This window comes from Stenotrophomonas sp. EMP41 (assembly GCF_047495535.1).
GTDB lineage: Bacteria > Pseudomonadota > Gammaproteobacteria > Xanthomonadales > Xanthomonadaceae > Stenotrophomonas > Stenotrophomonas sepilia.
This window is the reverse complement of the sequence record NZ_CP179923.1, coordinates 1,341,908-1,354,432: the sequence shown is the minus strand read 5'-3', so window position 1 is coordinate 1,354,432 and position 12,525 is coordinate 1,341,908. Positions and strand designations below refer to the sequence as shown.

The following is a 12,525-nucleotide window of genomic DNA, read 5'->3' as shown; positions in this document are numbered from 1 at the left end:
AAAACCCCGGGCAGGCCCGGGGTTTCGTCGCATCCAGCTGGCCGGAACGGCTTACTTGCGCTTCTTGCGCACGTACAGCACCAGCGAGTGCTCTTCCAGCTCGTAGCCATGGTCTGCGGCGATCTTGCGCTGCAGCTCCTCGATCTCGTGGCTTTCGAACTCGATGATCCTGCCACTGTCCACGTCGACCATGTGGTCGTGGTGGCCGCCACGGTCCAGTTCGTAGACCGCCTGGCCGCCCTCGAAATTATGCTTGAGCACGAGGCCGGCGGCCTCGAACTGGGTCAGCACCCGGTACACCGTGGCCAGGCCGATCTCGTCGCCATGCTCCAGCAGCTGGCGGTAGATGTCTTCGGCGGTCATGTGGTGCTGGGCATTGCGCTGCTCGAGCAGCGCCAGGATCCGCATCCGCGGATGGGTCACCTTCAGGCCGACTTTACGCAGGTCGTGGGTTTCCATAGGTCTCCGTTCATTGGCGATTTAGCGCCAGCTGCCTCGGATTGGGTCGCGGTGGCACGCCGGGAGTGTATCATCGGTTTGATTTCCCCAACCGCCATTCCCGATGCGCAATCTCCTGTTGGTCGCCGCCGTCGCCCTGTCCACCACCGGGTGCGGCATCATCTACAAGCAACCCATCTATCAGGGCAACCTGATCCGGGAAGATGCCGTGGCCAAGCTGCAGGTCGGGCAGAGCAAGCAGCAGGTCACCGCGCTGCTGGGCACCCCGTCCATTCCCGACCCGTTCCACGCCCAGCGCTGGGACTACACCTCCAGCCAGCGCGTGAACCGCCTGGGCCGTACCGAAGTGAAGAACTTCGTGGTGTTCTTCGAGAATGACGCCGTGACCCGCTGGGAAGGCGATTACTTCCCGGGCAACGACAAGGCCCTGGCCCAGCAGACCGTGCGCCAGTTCGGCCGCAATCTGCCGAAGGACAAGAAGAAGAAGGGCCGTTAATCGCCCATCCCCGTCCGCAGGGACGGGTTACCGGGATCAGCCGCCGAGCGCGCGACGCCGGCGGTTGTCCTTCGGATCTGCCAGCAGTGGGCGCAGCAGTTCGATGCGGTCGCCGTCCAGCAGAACCTGTTGCGGGCGCGCCAGTACGCCATGCACGGCGACGGCGGGACAATCGGCACTGCCGTCCAGTGCGGCCGCCGCGACAGCATCGGCGACGGTGGCCCCCTCTTCCAGCTGCAGGCGGCACGACAGCACCCGCTGCGGCCAGGCCAGGACCACCTCGACTTCGATCATCGCTCAGCCCTCGTCGGCGACGCGGACGAAATCGTTGACCATGCGATCGGCCAGCCCCTGGAAGCCGATCGCCAGCGCCGGACCGAGCAGGCGCGAGCTGGGTTCGAACTCCAGGGTCAGGGTGACCTTGCAGGCATCCTCGGCCAGCGCATGGAATTCCCAGCGGCCGTGCAGCTGCTTGAACGGGCCATCGCGCAGCTGCATATCGATGCTGTGCGGGCGCTGCAGGATGTTTTCGGTCTGGAACCAGGTACTGAACGAGCCCAGGCCCAGGTCCAGTCGCGCCACCAGGCGGTCTTCGCCCTCCTCAAGGATCTGGGCAGCCGAGCACCAGCGGAAACGGCGCGGATAGGCCTGGACATCATTGACCAGGTCGAACATGCGCGCGGCCGAATGTTCGACCAGGGCGCTGCGGCGGATAGTAGGCATGAATACAGGACGTTTCGGCAATCGACCGGGCGGGCCCGAATCGGAGACAATACGGAAATGAGCAAGAACAGCGGCAAGGATAAAGCAAAGAGCGCGACGGCCAACAAAACCATCGCGTTGAACAAGCGTGCCCGCCACGAGTACCACATCGAAGAACGGTTCGAGGCCGGCCTCGCCCTGCAGGGCTGGGAGGTCAAGTCGATCCGCGCAGGCCGCGGCAACATCATCGACGCCTACGCCTATGTGAAGCGCGGCGAGATCTACCTGATCGGCGCACAGATCACCCCGTTGATCCAGGCCTCCACCCACGTGGTGGCCAATGACCGGCGCGAGCGCAAGCTGCTGCTGCACCGGAACGAGATCGACAAGCTGATCGGCAAGGTCGAGCGCGATGGCTACACGATCGTGCCCACTGCCATGTACTGGAGCAAGAACAAGATCAAGCTCGAAGTCGCGCTGGCCAAGGGCAAGCAGACCCATGACAAGCGCGATGCCGCCAAGGACCGCGACTGGGCGATCGAGAAGCAGCGTGTGATGCGTCGCGGCAACCGCGACGCGTAAGGCCGCTCCATATCACCACGTAGAGCCGAGCCAAGCTCGGCTGACCGGCCATTCTGTAGAGCCGAGCCAAGCTCGGCTTCGGCACACAAGCAGTCGAGCATGGCTCGACGCCAGACAAGGCGGGTCACCCTGCCAACACGCCCTGCCCGCGCATGCGCGGTGCCAGCGCCGCGTGCATCACGGCCAGGTGCATTACGACTGCCAGTTCCGGGGCATGCCGGTCATCACCCGCGCGCCACTGCTGTGCCATCTGGGCCGCATCGGCCGGCAACAGGGCCAGCAGCTGGGCGTCATCCAGCGAATCGGCAGCGCCCTGCAGCTGTCGCGCCAGCTGCCGCGACTGCCACACATGCACACCGATGCTGAGGCTGGCCAGCGACATCAGGACCACGGCCAGCCCGTGCTCGAACCACTGCGACAGCACTTCCGGCCCCCACAGCAGGGCCGCCAACACCGCCATGCCCGGCAGACGCCAGCCCAGCCAATGGATGCGACCGCGCTGCGACCAATGCACCACCACCGCACTGGCGACCAGTGCTGCGGCCGCTGTGGCCGGCAGTTCGGTCAGCGCGGTGGCCGCAAGCAGCACACCCAGCACGGCCCAGACCCAACCGGGGGGCAAGGCCCGCCGCTGGTAGTCGGCCCCGACGGGTCCGACCAGCTGTCGCAGGCTGCGTTGTTGGCTTGCATCGGTCACCCACAGTCTCCGTGTTTGTCCTGGCCCGGATGGTCGCCGCCAGTGTGTCGCAAATTCGTGCCAGGGACGTTACCAATCCGCTATGACGGAGGCTCTACAACTTGTTGCGGATTGCCAAGGTGACTGTTCAGCTGTTTTGGCGTAGCATTGCCAGCGTTGGGCAGGCACTGAGCGTGGCGACACGAAACAGGCCTTGTACCTTGCAGAACTTGAAGAAACCGGGGGTGCATTGGTTTCGACGGGGGTTGTGAAGTCGCCTGGCGCATGCCGAGGGGGTAGCTTTCCTCGTAAATCCAGCTGCAAAACTCTAGTTGCCAACGACGACAACTACGCTCTGGCCGCTTAAGGCCTAAGCCTCGAAACCGCTTGTGTCCATGCTCGCGGTGTAGAGTCACTATCATGGAATCGCGCTGGACGGCTGCCTGTCAGTCCGGCACTAGAACACAACAGGCTGGTTCCCGGATGCGCTTCGCGCACCGTGCTGTTCGGGGACGAGATCCAACGGTGAGCTAAGCATGTAGTGCTGGGGATGGAGTGCCTTCGGACGGCGGTTCAATTCCGCCCACCTCCACCATCTGTATGGCCTGTCGAGGCCGCAAGAAGCCGGATCTCCCGTCAACTGGGGTTCCGGCTTTTTTGTGCCTGCCCGTCGCGCAGGGACGTGTGTCGCATAATCGGGATGACACCGCCAACACAACAGTCCCTCCATCCGCGACCGCCAGAAGGATCTGCCATGAAAGCGCCCCTCGCGATGTCCCTGCTCCTCACTGCCCTCGTCGCAGTCCCAGCCACGCTCGCCGCCGCCCCAGCCACGCACGCCGCAGCCCGGCCATCGCGCCGCCCGGCACCGCCACGTTGGAGGCGCTGCTGGCTTGCAAGGCAGGCTCGGATTTCAGTGCGGCCGACGCCATCGATGTCCTGCAGGCGGCCGGCCTGGCCAAGCAGCCGGGCGGCACCTTCGAGCCGGAGGACAGGCCGGTCGCGCTGTTTGGCGGCACGGTCAGCAGTGCCGATGTAAACGTGGCCGAGGGCGAGAAGAGCCTCTTCGTGTACTTGAACGGTGTCGACGCCAAGCGCCTGGCCAGGGCCTGGTCGGTGACCGAGGTCAACGAGCATGCCAATACCGAGGAACCTTCGTACGTTAGGCGCATCGACAAGCGCCACACCCTGCACGTGATCGCGGGTGACGACTACGAGGGCTATTCGGCGGCGGTGAAGTGCCAGATCAGCCGCTGATGGCGTAGCCGACGCTACAGCCAGCGTGGCACGCGATGACGGTACTGCGCATACGCCTCGGGAAAGCGGACCATCAGTGCCCGCTCCTCCGGCAGGATCTGCAGCCAAGTGATGTACGCCAGGAACAGCGGCACCACCAGCAGCGCGATCGGGTTCTGCAGGTACACCATGGCACCAAACAGGACCAGCGCCTGGCCGAGATACATCGGGTTTCGGGTGCGGCGGTAGATTCCGCTGGTAACCAGCGCGCTCGACGCCGAAGGTCGCAGAGGATTGACCGTGGTACCGGCGCGCCGGAAAGAGACCTTGGGCAGGAGGTTGAGCCCGACACCCAGCGTCACCGTCACCCCTGCGAGCAGAACCGGCACCGGCACCCGAAGGTGGAAACCCGGCCACAGCCAGCGTGCTGCAAACCCCGCAGCGGCGAACAGCAGCATTACCACTGGCGGGGGAATGCGGGTTTCCAGCCAGGCCATCGCGATCACCGTGTCCTTTCCATTCGCCGCAGTGTCACACGGGAATGGCTGAATCGCCCAAGGCGGCCTGGCCCAAACCGCCCGTCCGGTCTATTCCGCTTTGACAGGCCGGCCGCTAGAGTGGCGCCACCGCGAAGGAGGATCGCATGGCTACCACGGGCTTGGGCTTGATCGGCCGCACGACCCTCATCATCACCGTGCTGCTCGCCCTGGGCGGCTGCGCGACGCTGCGCCAGTTCGGGCCGTCGGTGCAGGTTGCCTCGGTCACGCCCGGCCAGTACATCGCGCTCAAGCGCGGTGACATCCTGACCTCCGGCAAGCTCAGCGCGGCGACCATCGAGACCCTGCGCGTGGCCGGGCTCGACGAGGGCGTCTGTGCCAAGCCCGGCCTGCCCTGCATCGAGGCGATGGAAAGCAGCATCGTGGTGCGTGAGGAAGACAAGCGCTCCAGCCTGGCCGAGCTGTGGCTGCAGTATGCGATGACCCTGCCGGCGCCAAAACGCGAGTACTCGGCATCCGGCCGCGCCAAGACCGCAATCACCGAGCTGGATGCCGACTTCCAGCCACGCCTCGATGCGTGGATGCAGGTCGCGCGCCAGGCCTATGCCTATCTGTTCTTCACCGAGCGCACGGCGAACCAGCGCGGCTTCGAAGACCGCCAGACCCAGGTGCGCGATTACTACAACCTGGCTGTGCAGGAAGCCTCGGTGCAGCTTTACAACGCCTATGCCACCGGGCGCGTGCACGGCCAGGCCAGCCATTTCCAGCTGGGCCGCTGGACCTTCGTGCTGGCCCCTTCAGACGAAGCATCGGCGCTGGACCAGCGTACCCCCAGCGAGCTGGTGCCCGCCGCCTCGCTGTCGTTCACCGGTACGCTGCGAAGCGTGCATCGCCGCGATGGCTTCGGTGCCGAACTGGTGGCAGTGATGGATGACCCGGCCGGCAGCACGGCCACCACGCCTCCGGCAGCGGCGCAGGCAACGCAGGCAAGCCGTCCCGCCACGCAGAGCTGGAGCGAGATGCCCTCGCCATCGATGACGGTGCTGCTGCGCTTCTCGGGAAAAAACCTGTGGGAGGTGCTGCACGATGACGAGCCGGAGCTGGAGATCCACGATCCCTACCAGGTTGCGGAAGTGACCCTGCACGGCCAGCAGGTGCCACTGGCGGCCAACTTCACTGCCGGCTATGCGCTGTGGCTGGCCCGCTCCAACTTCAGCCGACAGTCGTTGCGCACGCTGTTCGGTGGCAAGGGCGGCATCGACACGCCGCATCTGTACATGATGCAGCCCTACGACCCGAACCGCCGCGTGCTGCTGATGATCCATGGCCTGGCCAGCAGTCCGGAAGCCTGGGTCAACGTGGCCAACGAACTGCTGCGCGACGACGAGATCCGCCAGGAGTTCCAGGTCTGGCAGTTCTATTACCCGACCAACATGCCCATCGCGATGAGCCACGATGCGATGCGCCACACGCTGGCTGAAGTGTTCAAGCACTTCGACCCCAGCGGCAAGGCGCAGGCCTCGCATGACATGGTGCTGGTGGGGCACAGCATGGGCGGGGTGATCGCACGGTTGATGATCTCCTCCTCCGGCGACCACCTGGTCGACACCCTGCTGGCCACCGCGCAGATGACGCCCGCCCAGCGCGAACTGCTGCGCACCAAAGGCGCACCGGTGCTGACCTTCCTGCCGGAACCGGAAGTGTCCCGCGTGGTGTTCATCGCCACGCCGCATCGCGGTACCGACGTGGCGGGCACCCGTCTCGGCCGTTGGATCGGCCGGCTGGTGCGGTTGCCACTGACCGTGCTGGAAGACGTCGCCACCATCGCCAACGACGGCCAGATCGACCGCAATGACGGCAAGCACGGCTACCAGATGAACAGCATCCAGAACCTGGACAAGGACGATCCCTTCGTGCGCGCGGTGGCCGACCTGCCGATGTCGCCGAAGGTGCACTACCACTCGATCATCGCCCGCGCCAAGGCCGATGGGCCGCTGGAAAAGACCGACGACGGGCTGGTGCCCTACTGGAGTTCGCACCTGCCGCACGCGGATTCGGAGAAGGTGATCGTGTCCGGACACAGCGTGCAGGAAGCTACGCCGGCCATCGTCGAGCTGCGGCGGATCCTGCATGAGGACATGCAGGAACACGGGCGAACGGGAAAGTAGGCCGCCGTCCCGACAGATCAGGCACCGGCCGTACGCCGCGAGAACGTGCCATGCAGCGCCGCCGGAATCGCAAAGCCCTCCATGCGCACCTCGGGCCGATAGTCGGCGCTGGGGGTGAAGCGGAACTCGCGTGCCAGCAGCGCGCACAGCAATACCAGCTGTGCGTTGCCGACCGCCGATCCCACGCAGGAACGCGTGGGGAAGCCATAGGGCACATAGATGCCGGCGGTACGCTTGCGCCGTTCGGGCAGCCAGCGATCGGGATCGAACTGCAGCGGGTCATCCCAGTACTTCGCCGAGCGATGCTGGATGAACGAACTCAACTCGAACACTGTGCCTTCGGCGATGGCCTGCCCTTCCACCTGCAGATCGCAGGCGGCCACCCGACGGTTGTTGAAGGGCGTGGAGTACAGCCGCATCACTTCCTTCAGGAAGCGCATCGTGCAGGGAATCCTGGCCATCGGCAGCGCATGGATCTCCGCATCCGAGAGCGGCGCGAATTCCTCCTCGATGCGCTGGCGCCAGTGTGGATGCATCTGCATCGCCAACAGCAGGCAGGCAGCCATCATGCCGGGCACGCCGGAAATGGCGATCAGCTGCACGGTGACCAGGTAGATGACCTTGTCCAGGCCGATGCGCTCTCGCAGGCTCAGCAATGACTGCGCGTAGTCCAGCGCCGAACGCCCGCTGCGGACCCGGCGCTTGAGTTCGGCGGCGATCGCCCGTGATTCGCCACGGCCGATGAGGAAATTGCGCAGCAGGTGGCGGCGATGGATGACCTGCTCGACCTGGGTGGTGTAGCGCAGATGCAGGGCGCGTTCGATGGCTGCGGTGCCGCGGGCATCGAGCCCGTCGATCACCAGTGGCACCAGCGGATGCGCCATCACCTTCCACACGGCTGGCGTGGCATCCAGCTCGCGCCCGCACAGTGCGTCCAATGCCTGCCGCATGCGCGACTGCAACGCCTCCAGAGTCTGTGCACTGGTGAGGTCAGCACTGCGCGTGGCAATCAGGCTGCGCACTTCGGTCCAGCGCACGCGTTCGTGTCGGCGGAACAGGTCGGCCAGCGACTCGACCACGAACAGGTGCTCGGAATTCTCCTTGTCGACCTTGCCGGCCAGTTCCGGGCAGAAAACCCCGATACCGCCGGTTTCCAGTTTCAGCACCGGCCCCTCGCGCTCCACGCGCGCAGCCAGGCGCTCGGCAGCAATGGCGCTGCCTTCATTCGACATCCCTTGCATGCAGTGCGTCTCCGGCAGGAAGGGACTCGAAAGACGAGTCCCTTCGTCTTGCTACCGCTCAATCGCGGGTTTGGCCCGCAGGATCAGAATTCGACCCACAGAGGCCACGTATCCCACACGCTGCTCTTTTCGTTCGGATGAATATTCAGAGTGACGCGCAATGCTCGGGCGAATCTTTTCATTTTCATTCCTTTGCTTGCTGTGTGGTTATGCCGGGATTATCCCGGCACCGGCTAGATAACACGACATAATCCCGCTGTCCAACCGGCCGGGTGGCGCGCTGCAGCATCCGGGTTGCGTCCGATTGAGGGGAATCCCTCATCGCGCCTGCGCACGCAGCCTCCTATGCTGGGCTCACTTTCCCCCAACGGAGGTCTGCATGAACACGCAAGAGCCCAGCCGCCAGCCCAGCCCCGATCCGGCCGAGCGCGATGCCTTCTTCCCGTCGCCGTATTCGCTGTCGCAGTTCACCTCGCCCAAGAGCGACCTGTCCGGCGCCGACTATCCGGATGCACGCCGCGATGGCCGCTGGAAGGTGCTGATGATCGCCGCCGACGAGCGCTATCTGCCGACCGCCAATGGCCACCTGTTCTCCACCGGCAACCATCCGGTGGAAACCCTGCTGCCGATGTACCACCTGGACAAGGCCGGCTTCGACATCGACGTGGCGACGCTGTCCGGCAACGCCGTCAAGTTCGAATGGTGGGCCTTCCCGCACGAGGACCGCGAGATCGGCGCCCTGTACGAACGCTATGAGGCGCGCTTCCGCCAGCCGTTGCAGCTGGATGAGGTGGTGGCCGGCCTGGGAGCCGATTCAGACTATGCCGCCATCTTCATTCCCGGTGGGCACGGCGCGTTGATCGGCCTGCCGGAGAGCGCGGCGGTGAAGGCCGCGCTGCAATGGGCCATGGCCGGGCAGCGCCACATCATCACCCTCTGCCATGGCCCGGCGGCGCTGCTGGCGGCGGGCGTCGACGAAGCCGAGGGTGACTCGCTGTTCCGTGGCTACCGCATCTGTGCCTTCCCCGACGCAATGGACCGGCAGACACCGGAGATCGGCTACATGCCGGGGCAGCTGCGCTGGTTCTTCGGTGAGCGGCTGGCGCAGCAGGGCGTGCAGATCGTCAATGAGGGCATCGATGGCAGCGTGCTGCAGGATCGGCTGCTGCTGACCGGCGACAGTCCGCTGGCTGGCAACGCGCTGGGCAAGCTGGCCGCGCGTACGCTGCTCGACGCGTTGGCCGGGCGCTGAGCCTGTGCCCACGCTGGTGCCCGCGTTGCTGGAACTGGAACAGGCGCGGTCACTGGCCGCGGTGGGCGGCGTGCTGCGCCGCGCCGCCTCGCCACTGGGCTACGACCGCCTGCTGCTGTTCGCTACCGCAACCGGCCTGGAACGCGGCGCACAGCGCGTGTACTGGATCGAAGGTGACTGGTTCGACGACGGCAGCGCCACCGGGCTCGCCCGCTACCTGCACGCCTGCCCGGTCAACCGCCATGTACTGGACAGCACTGCGCCGTTCTTCTGGAGCAAGCGCCAGGGCGTGCGCGGCGAACGCTATGTGGTGGTGAAGCAGCCGCGCGGCGATGGCCTGCATGGGCTGCAGGTTCCAGTGTTCGGCCCGACCGGTCTGGAAGGCGCGGTCAGCTTCGGCGGCACCTCGATTGATGCGTCCGCCAGCGCGCGCGTGCTGCTGGACATGGTCGGCACCTCCGCCTTCCGTGCGGCGCGGCGTCTGGCCGAAGCGCCGGCGGAGGCTCCTGCGGGCACCTTGAGCGCGCGCGAACGTGAAGTGCTGCGCTGGGTCGCGGCCGGGCGGCGCCAGGCGGACATCGCGGCCACACTGGGGCTGTCTGCGCGCACGGTGGAGAACCACCTGCGTCGAGCGCGGCAACGGCTGGGCGTGGCCACCACCGCGCAGGCGGTGCGCGCGGCCGGCCGCCGAGGCGAGATTGACGACTGAGCCACGCATGTGGCCACCGTCATGCGCGCCGCGGCGTCAACGTACCGATGAAGTCGACCGGGATGGCAAAGCCCTCCAGCTGCATCCAGGGTGCTGGCACCTCCTGCACCGATAACTCGAAATCGCGGGTCACCAGCGCGCAGAACAGCAGCAGCTGGGCATGGCCGACCGCGCTGCCGATGCAGGCACGCGATGAGAATCCGAACGGGACATAGGCGCCCCTGTTGGCCTGGCGGCGCTCGGGCAACCAGCGATCCGGATCGAGGCTGTCCGGGTTCTGCCAGTACTCCGGCGAATGATGCTGGAAGTAGGACGACAGCTCGTATGCCCCACCCTTGCGGATGCAGACACCCTCGATGTCGATATCGTGCGAGGCGGGACGATGCAGGGCGAACAGTCCCGGCCACAGCCGCAGAGTTTCCTTGACGAAACGCGACGTGCACGGCAGGGACTTGATCGGCAGTGCATACAGCTGCTCCAGGCTCAGCGCCGAGGTTTCCTCGCGAATGCGCGCATGCCAGTGCGGAAAACGGTGCATCGCGTAGAGCAGGCTGGCGGCAGTGATACCGGGCAGGCCCGACATGCCGGCCAGCACCATCGACACCAGATAGGCAACCCGGTCCACCCCGACCCGTTCTACCAGCGGCAGCAGCGATTGCAGGAAGTCCTCGCGCGGCGCGCTCTGCTGCGCACGACGCCGGATGTGCCGTGACACGGTGCGCGCCGCGCGGCGGGAAAGGTGGAAGTCGATGATCCGCCGCCAGAACGGGAAGTTCTGCAGCACGATGGCGTTGTAGCGGGTCCTCTGCTCGCCGATGAGGGCGTCGACGTCGTTGCGGCTGAGGCCATCGATCAGCAGCGGCAACAGTGACTGCGAGATCGTCCACCAGCTCAGTTCGCTGAGGTCATGCGCACGATCAGCACGCTGGGCGAGGAAGCCGTGCATGCGCGCGTAGAGATCGCGCATGTGCCCGGGGCTGGCCAGGCGTCCGGCCTGTTCGCTCAGCAGTCCACGCACCTCACGCCATGCGACGGGGTCGCGGGCACGGCGCAGGCCAAGATAGTCAATCAGCGAATCCGGTACCGTGTGCCGGTCGGTGTTGGCCTTGTCGACCCTGACCGCCAGGGCCGGATCAAAGATGCCGACAACATCATTGTTGAAGCGCAGGACCGGCCCTTCGCGGCGCACGCGATCGAGCAGGTCGTCGATGGAAACCACTTCCGCATCCGCTGCACGCTCATCCATGCCCTGCCCCCCGATGCCAGGGAAGATCATCGACCTTCCCTGGCGATGTCATCGAATATGTGGCGTCCTTCCGGTCAGAAGATGTTCCAGTAGCGATACTTGGAACGGATGCACTGGGTGGAATTGTCCGAACGCAGGTTCAGCGACACCTGCAGGGCGCGAATCAATCGTGTCATGGCACAGCTCCTTGTGGTTCCGTTGTGGGTTTGCTGCCGCGATGCCGGGTTCAAAGGCCGGAACGGCCGTTCTAGCACGCAGGCCCGGTCTGACGGGTCGATGCGCCGTCAAGGCCAGGCTGAATACGCCCATTCCCGACAGATGCCGCCAGCGCGTGCACAGCCATCCACCGGCAATCCGTGCGATGCTCCGTGAAACCGTTTTCATGGAATGGAGGGATTCCACGATGTTGTCGCGTTTCCGTCGCCCCGCGCTGTCTGCGCTGTTGGCGCTTGTCCTGCCTCTGACCAGCGCCTGGGCCGCAACCCCTGCGCCGTTGAAGGTGATGTCGTTCAATGTGCGCACCCCGGCCGATACCGAACCCGGCAAGCGCTGGCCCGACCGTCGCGATGCGATGGTGAAGGTCATCCTCGACGCGCACCCCGCGGTGATCGGTACCCAGGAGCTGGTGCAGGAGCAGGCCGACTACCTGGCCGAGCACCTGCCCGGATACCGTTGGTTCGGCGAGGGCCGCCGCGGCGGCAGCGGCGACGAGCACATGGGCGTGTTCTACGACAGCAAGGTGCTGGCGATCGAGCAATCAGGCAACTTCTGGCTGTCTGATACGCCCGATGTGCCCGGCAGCATCACCTGGGGCAACCTGTATCCACGCATGGTCACCTGGGCGCTGTTCCGCCGCATCGACGACGGCCGCCGCTTCTACTTCATGAACACCCACCTGCCCTACCGCGACGAGGACGAACCACGACGGGTGAAGGGTGCCGAGCTGATCGGCAGGCGCGTGGCCAAGCTGCCGGCCGACCTGCCGGTGGTGCTGACCGGTGACTTCAACAGCGAACCCGGCGGCGACACCTACAAGGCATTCACCCGCGTACTGCACGACACCCGTACCCAGGTGAAGACCCCGCAGGGCCCGCGACTGACCTTCCACGATTTCACTGGCAAGGCCACCGCGCAGCTGGACTGGGTGCTGGTGCGCGGTTTCCACGCGCGCAGCTTCCTGACCGATGACCGCCGCATCGATGGCGTGCTGCCATCGGATCATTTCCCGCTGGTGGTCGAACTGGACTGGCCGAAGCACTGA

At 65.6% G+C, this 12,525-nt stretch carries 13 protein-coding genes, 1 other RNA gene and 1 pseudogene; 8 read left to right on the top strand and 7 right to left on the bottom strand.

The annotated features are described in order from the left end of the window. Positions 1 to 51 precede the first annotated feature (51 nt). Positions 52 to 459 (bottom strand): ferric iron uptake transcriptional regulator, encoded by a 408-nt coding sequence (fur, locus tag ACMGRF_RS06280; protein ID WP_049414016.1) that lies wholly within the window; start codon positions 457 to 459, stop codon positions 52 to 54. A gap of 103 nt (positions 460 to 562) precedes the next feature. Between fur and ACMGRF_RS06275 the strand changes: the two genes are divergently transcribed. Continuing rightward, entirely contained in the window at positions 563 to 955 is a 393-nt protein-coding gene (locus ACMGRF_RS06275) for an outer membrane protein assembly factor BamE (RefSeq protein WP_014036847.1), read from the top strand. A gap of 36 nt (positions 956 to 991) precedes the next feature. On the opposite strand, the gene ACMGRF_RS06270 is transcribed toward ACMGRF_RS06275, so the two are convergent. Further along, positions 992 to 1,249, bottom strand: a complete 258-nt coding sequence (locus ACMGRF_RS06270) for an RnfH family protein (protein ID WP_100477939.1) — start codon at positions 1,247 to 1,249, stop codon at positions 992 to 994. Between the two features lie 3 nt (positions 1,250 to 1,252). Continuing rightward, positions 1,253 to 1,678 carry a type II toxin-antitoxin system RatA family toxin gene (locus ACMGRF_RS06265; protein WP_049439501.1) on the bottom strand — a complete coding sequence of 142 codons (426 nt, stop codon included), beginning with the start codon at positions 1,676 to 1,678 and terminating at the stop codon, positions 1,253 to 1,255. Positions 1,679 to 1,735: 57 nt separating this feature from the next. Here ACMGRF_RS06265 and smpB point away from each other — a divergent pair, with 57 nt between their 5' ends. Beyond that, on the top strand, positions 1,736 to 2,239 hold the full coding sequence (gene smpB, locus ACMGRF_RS06260; protein WP_005416174.1) for an SsrA-binding protein SmpB: 504 nt from the start codon (positions 1,736 to 1,738) through the stop codon (positions 2,237 to 2,239). Positions 2,240 to 2,363: 124 nt separating this feature from the next. On the opposite strand, the gene ACMGRF_RS06255 is transcribed toward smpB, so the two are convergent. Continuing rightward, positions 2,364 to 2,936 (bottom strand): hypothetical protein, encoded by a 573-nt coding sequence (locus ACMGRF_RS06255; protein ID WP_049439503.1) that lies wholly within the window; start codon positions 2,934 to 2,936, stop codon positions 2,364 to 2,366. Positions 2,937 to 3,156: 220 nt separating this feature from the next. On the opposite strand from ACMGRF_RS06255, the gene ssrA reads away from it, so the two are divergent. Together ssrA and ACMGRF_RS06245 are read left to right on the top strand one after the other, a co-directional pair. Continuing rightward, positions 3,157 to 3,510: a transfer-messenger RNA gene (gene ssrA / locus ACMGRF_RS06250) on the top strand. A gap of 159 nt (positions 3,511 to 3,669) precedes the next feature. Then, positions 3,670 to 4,172: pseudogene (locus tag ACMGRF_RS06245) on the top strand (hypothetical protein). Positions 4,173 to 4,186: 14 nt separating this feature from the next. On the opposite strand, the gene ACMGRF_RS06240 reads toward ACMGRF_RS06245, so the two are convergent. After that, positions 4,187 to 4,648: a methyltransferase family protein gene (locus tag ACMGRF_RS06240; RefSeq protein ID WP_262257733.1), complete on the bottom strand. Its 462-nt coding sequence runs from the start codon at positions 4,646 to 4,648 to the stop codon at positions 4,187 to 4,189. A 146-nt stretch (positions 4,649 to 4,794) separates the two neighbouring features. Between ACMGRF_RS06240 and ACMGRF_RS06235 the strand changes: the two genes are divergently transcribed. After that, positions 4,795 to 6,816 (top strand): esterase/lipase family protein, encoded by a 2,022-nt coding sequence (locus ACMGRF_RS06235; RefSeq protein WP_049414605.1) that lies wholly within the window; start codon positions 4,795 to 4,797, stop codon positions 6,814 to 6,816. Positions 6,817 to 6,833: 17 nt separating this feature from the next. Here ACMGRF_RS06235 and ACMGRF_RS06230 read toward each other — a convergent pair whose 3' ends face one another. After that, on the bottom strand, positions 6,834 to 8,057 hold the full coding sequence (locus ACMGRF_RS06230; RefSeq protein ID WP_065426567.1) for a cytochrome P450: 1,224 nt from the start codon (positions 8,055 to 8,057) through the stop codon (positions 6,834 to 6,836). 379 nt (positions 8,058 to 8,436) lie between these two features. Between ACMGRF_RS06230 and hchA the strand changes: the two genes are divergently transcribed. Both hchA and ACMGRF_RS06220 read left to right on the top strand, forming a co-directional pair. Then, the gene (gene hchA, locus ACMGRF_RS06225; RefSeq protein ID WP_099486965.1) at positions 8,437 to 9,309 is read left to right on the top strand and encodes a glyoxalase III HchA; all 873 of its coding nucleotides are present in this window, start codon (positions 8,437 to 8,439) and stop codon (positions 9,307 to 9,309) included. A gap of 4 nt (positions 9,310 to 9,313) precedes the next feature. After that, complete coding sequence (locus ACMGRF_RS06220) at positions 9,314 to 10,018, top strand: PA1136 family autoinducer-binding transcriptional regulator (RefSeq protein ID WP_099486963.1); 705 nt, start codon at positions 9,314 to 9,316, stop codon at positions 10,016 to 10,018. A 19-nt stretch (positions 10,019 to 10,037) separates the two neighbouring features. Here the strand turns inward: ACMGRF_RS06220 and ACMGRF_RS06215 are convergent, their stop codons facing one another. Further along, positions 10,038 to 11,294, bottom strand: coding sequence for a cytochrome P450 (locus tag ACMGRF_RS06215; RefSeq protein WP_414485712.1), 1,257 nt, complete (start codon positions 11,292 to 11,294; stop codon positions 10,038 to 10,040). 373 nt (positions 11,295 to 11,667) lie between these two features. On the opposite strand from ACMGRF_RS06215, the gene ACMGRF_RS06210 reads away from it, so the two are divergent. Next, complete coding sequence (locus ACMGRF_RS06210) at positions 11,668 to 12,525, top strand: endonuclease/exonuclease/phosphatase family protein (RefSeq protein ID WP_099486961.1); 858 nt, start codon at positions 11,668 to 11,670, stop codon at positions 12,523 to 12,525.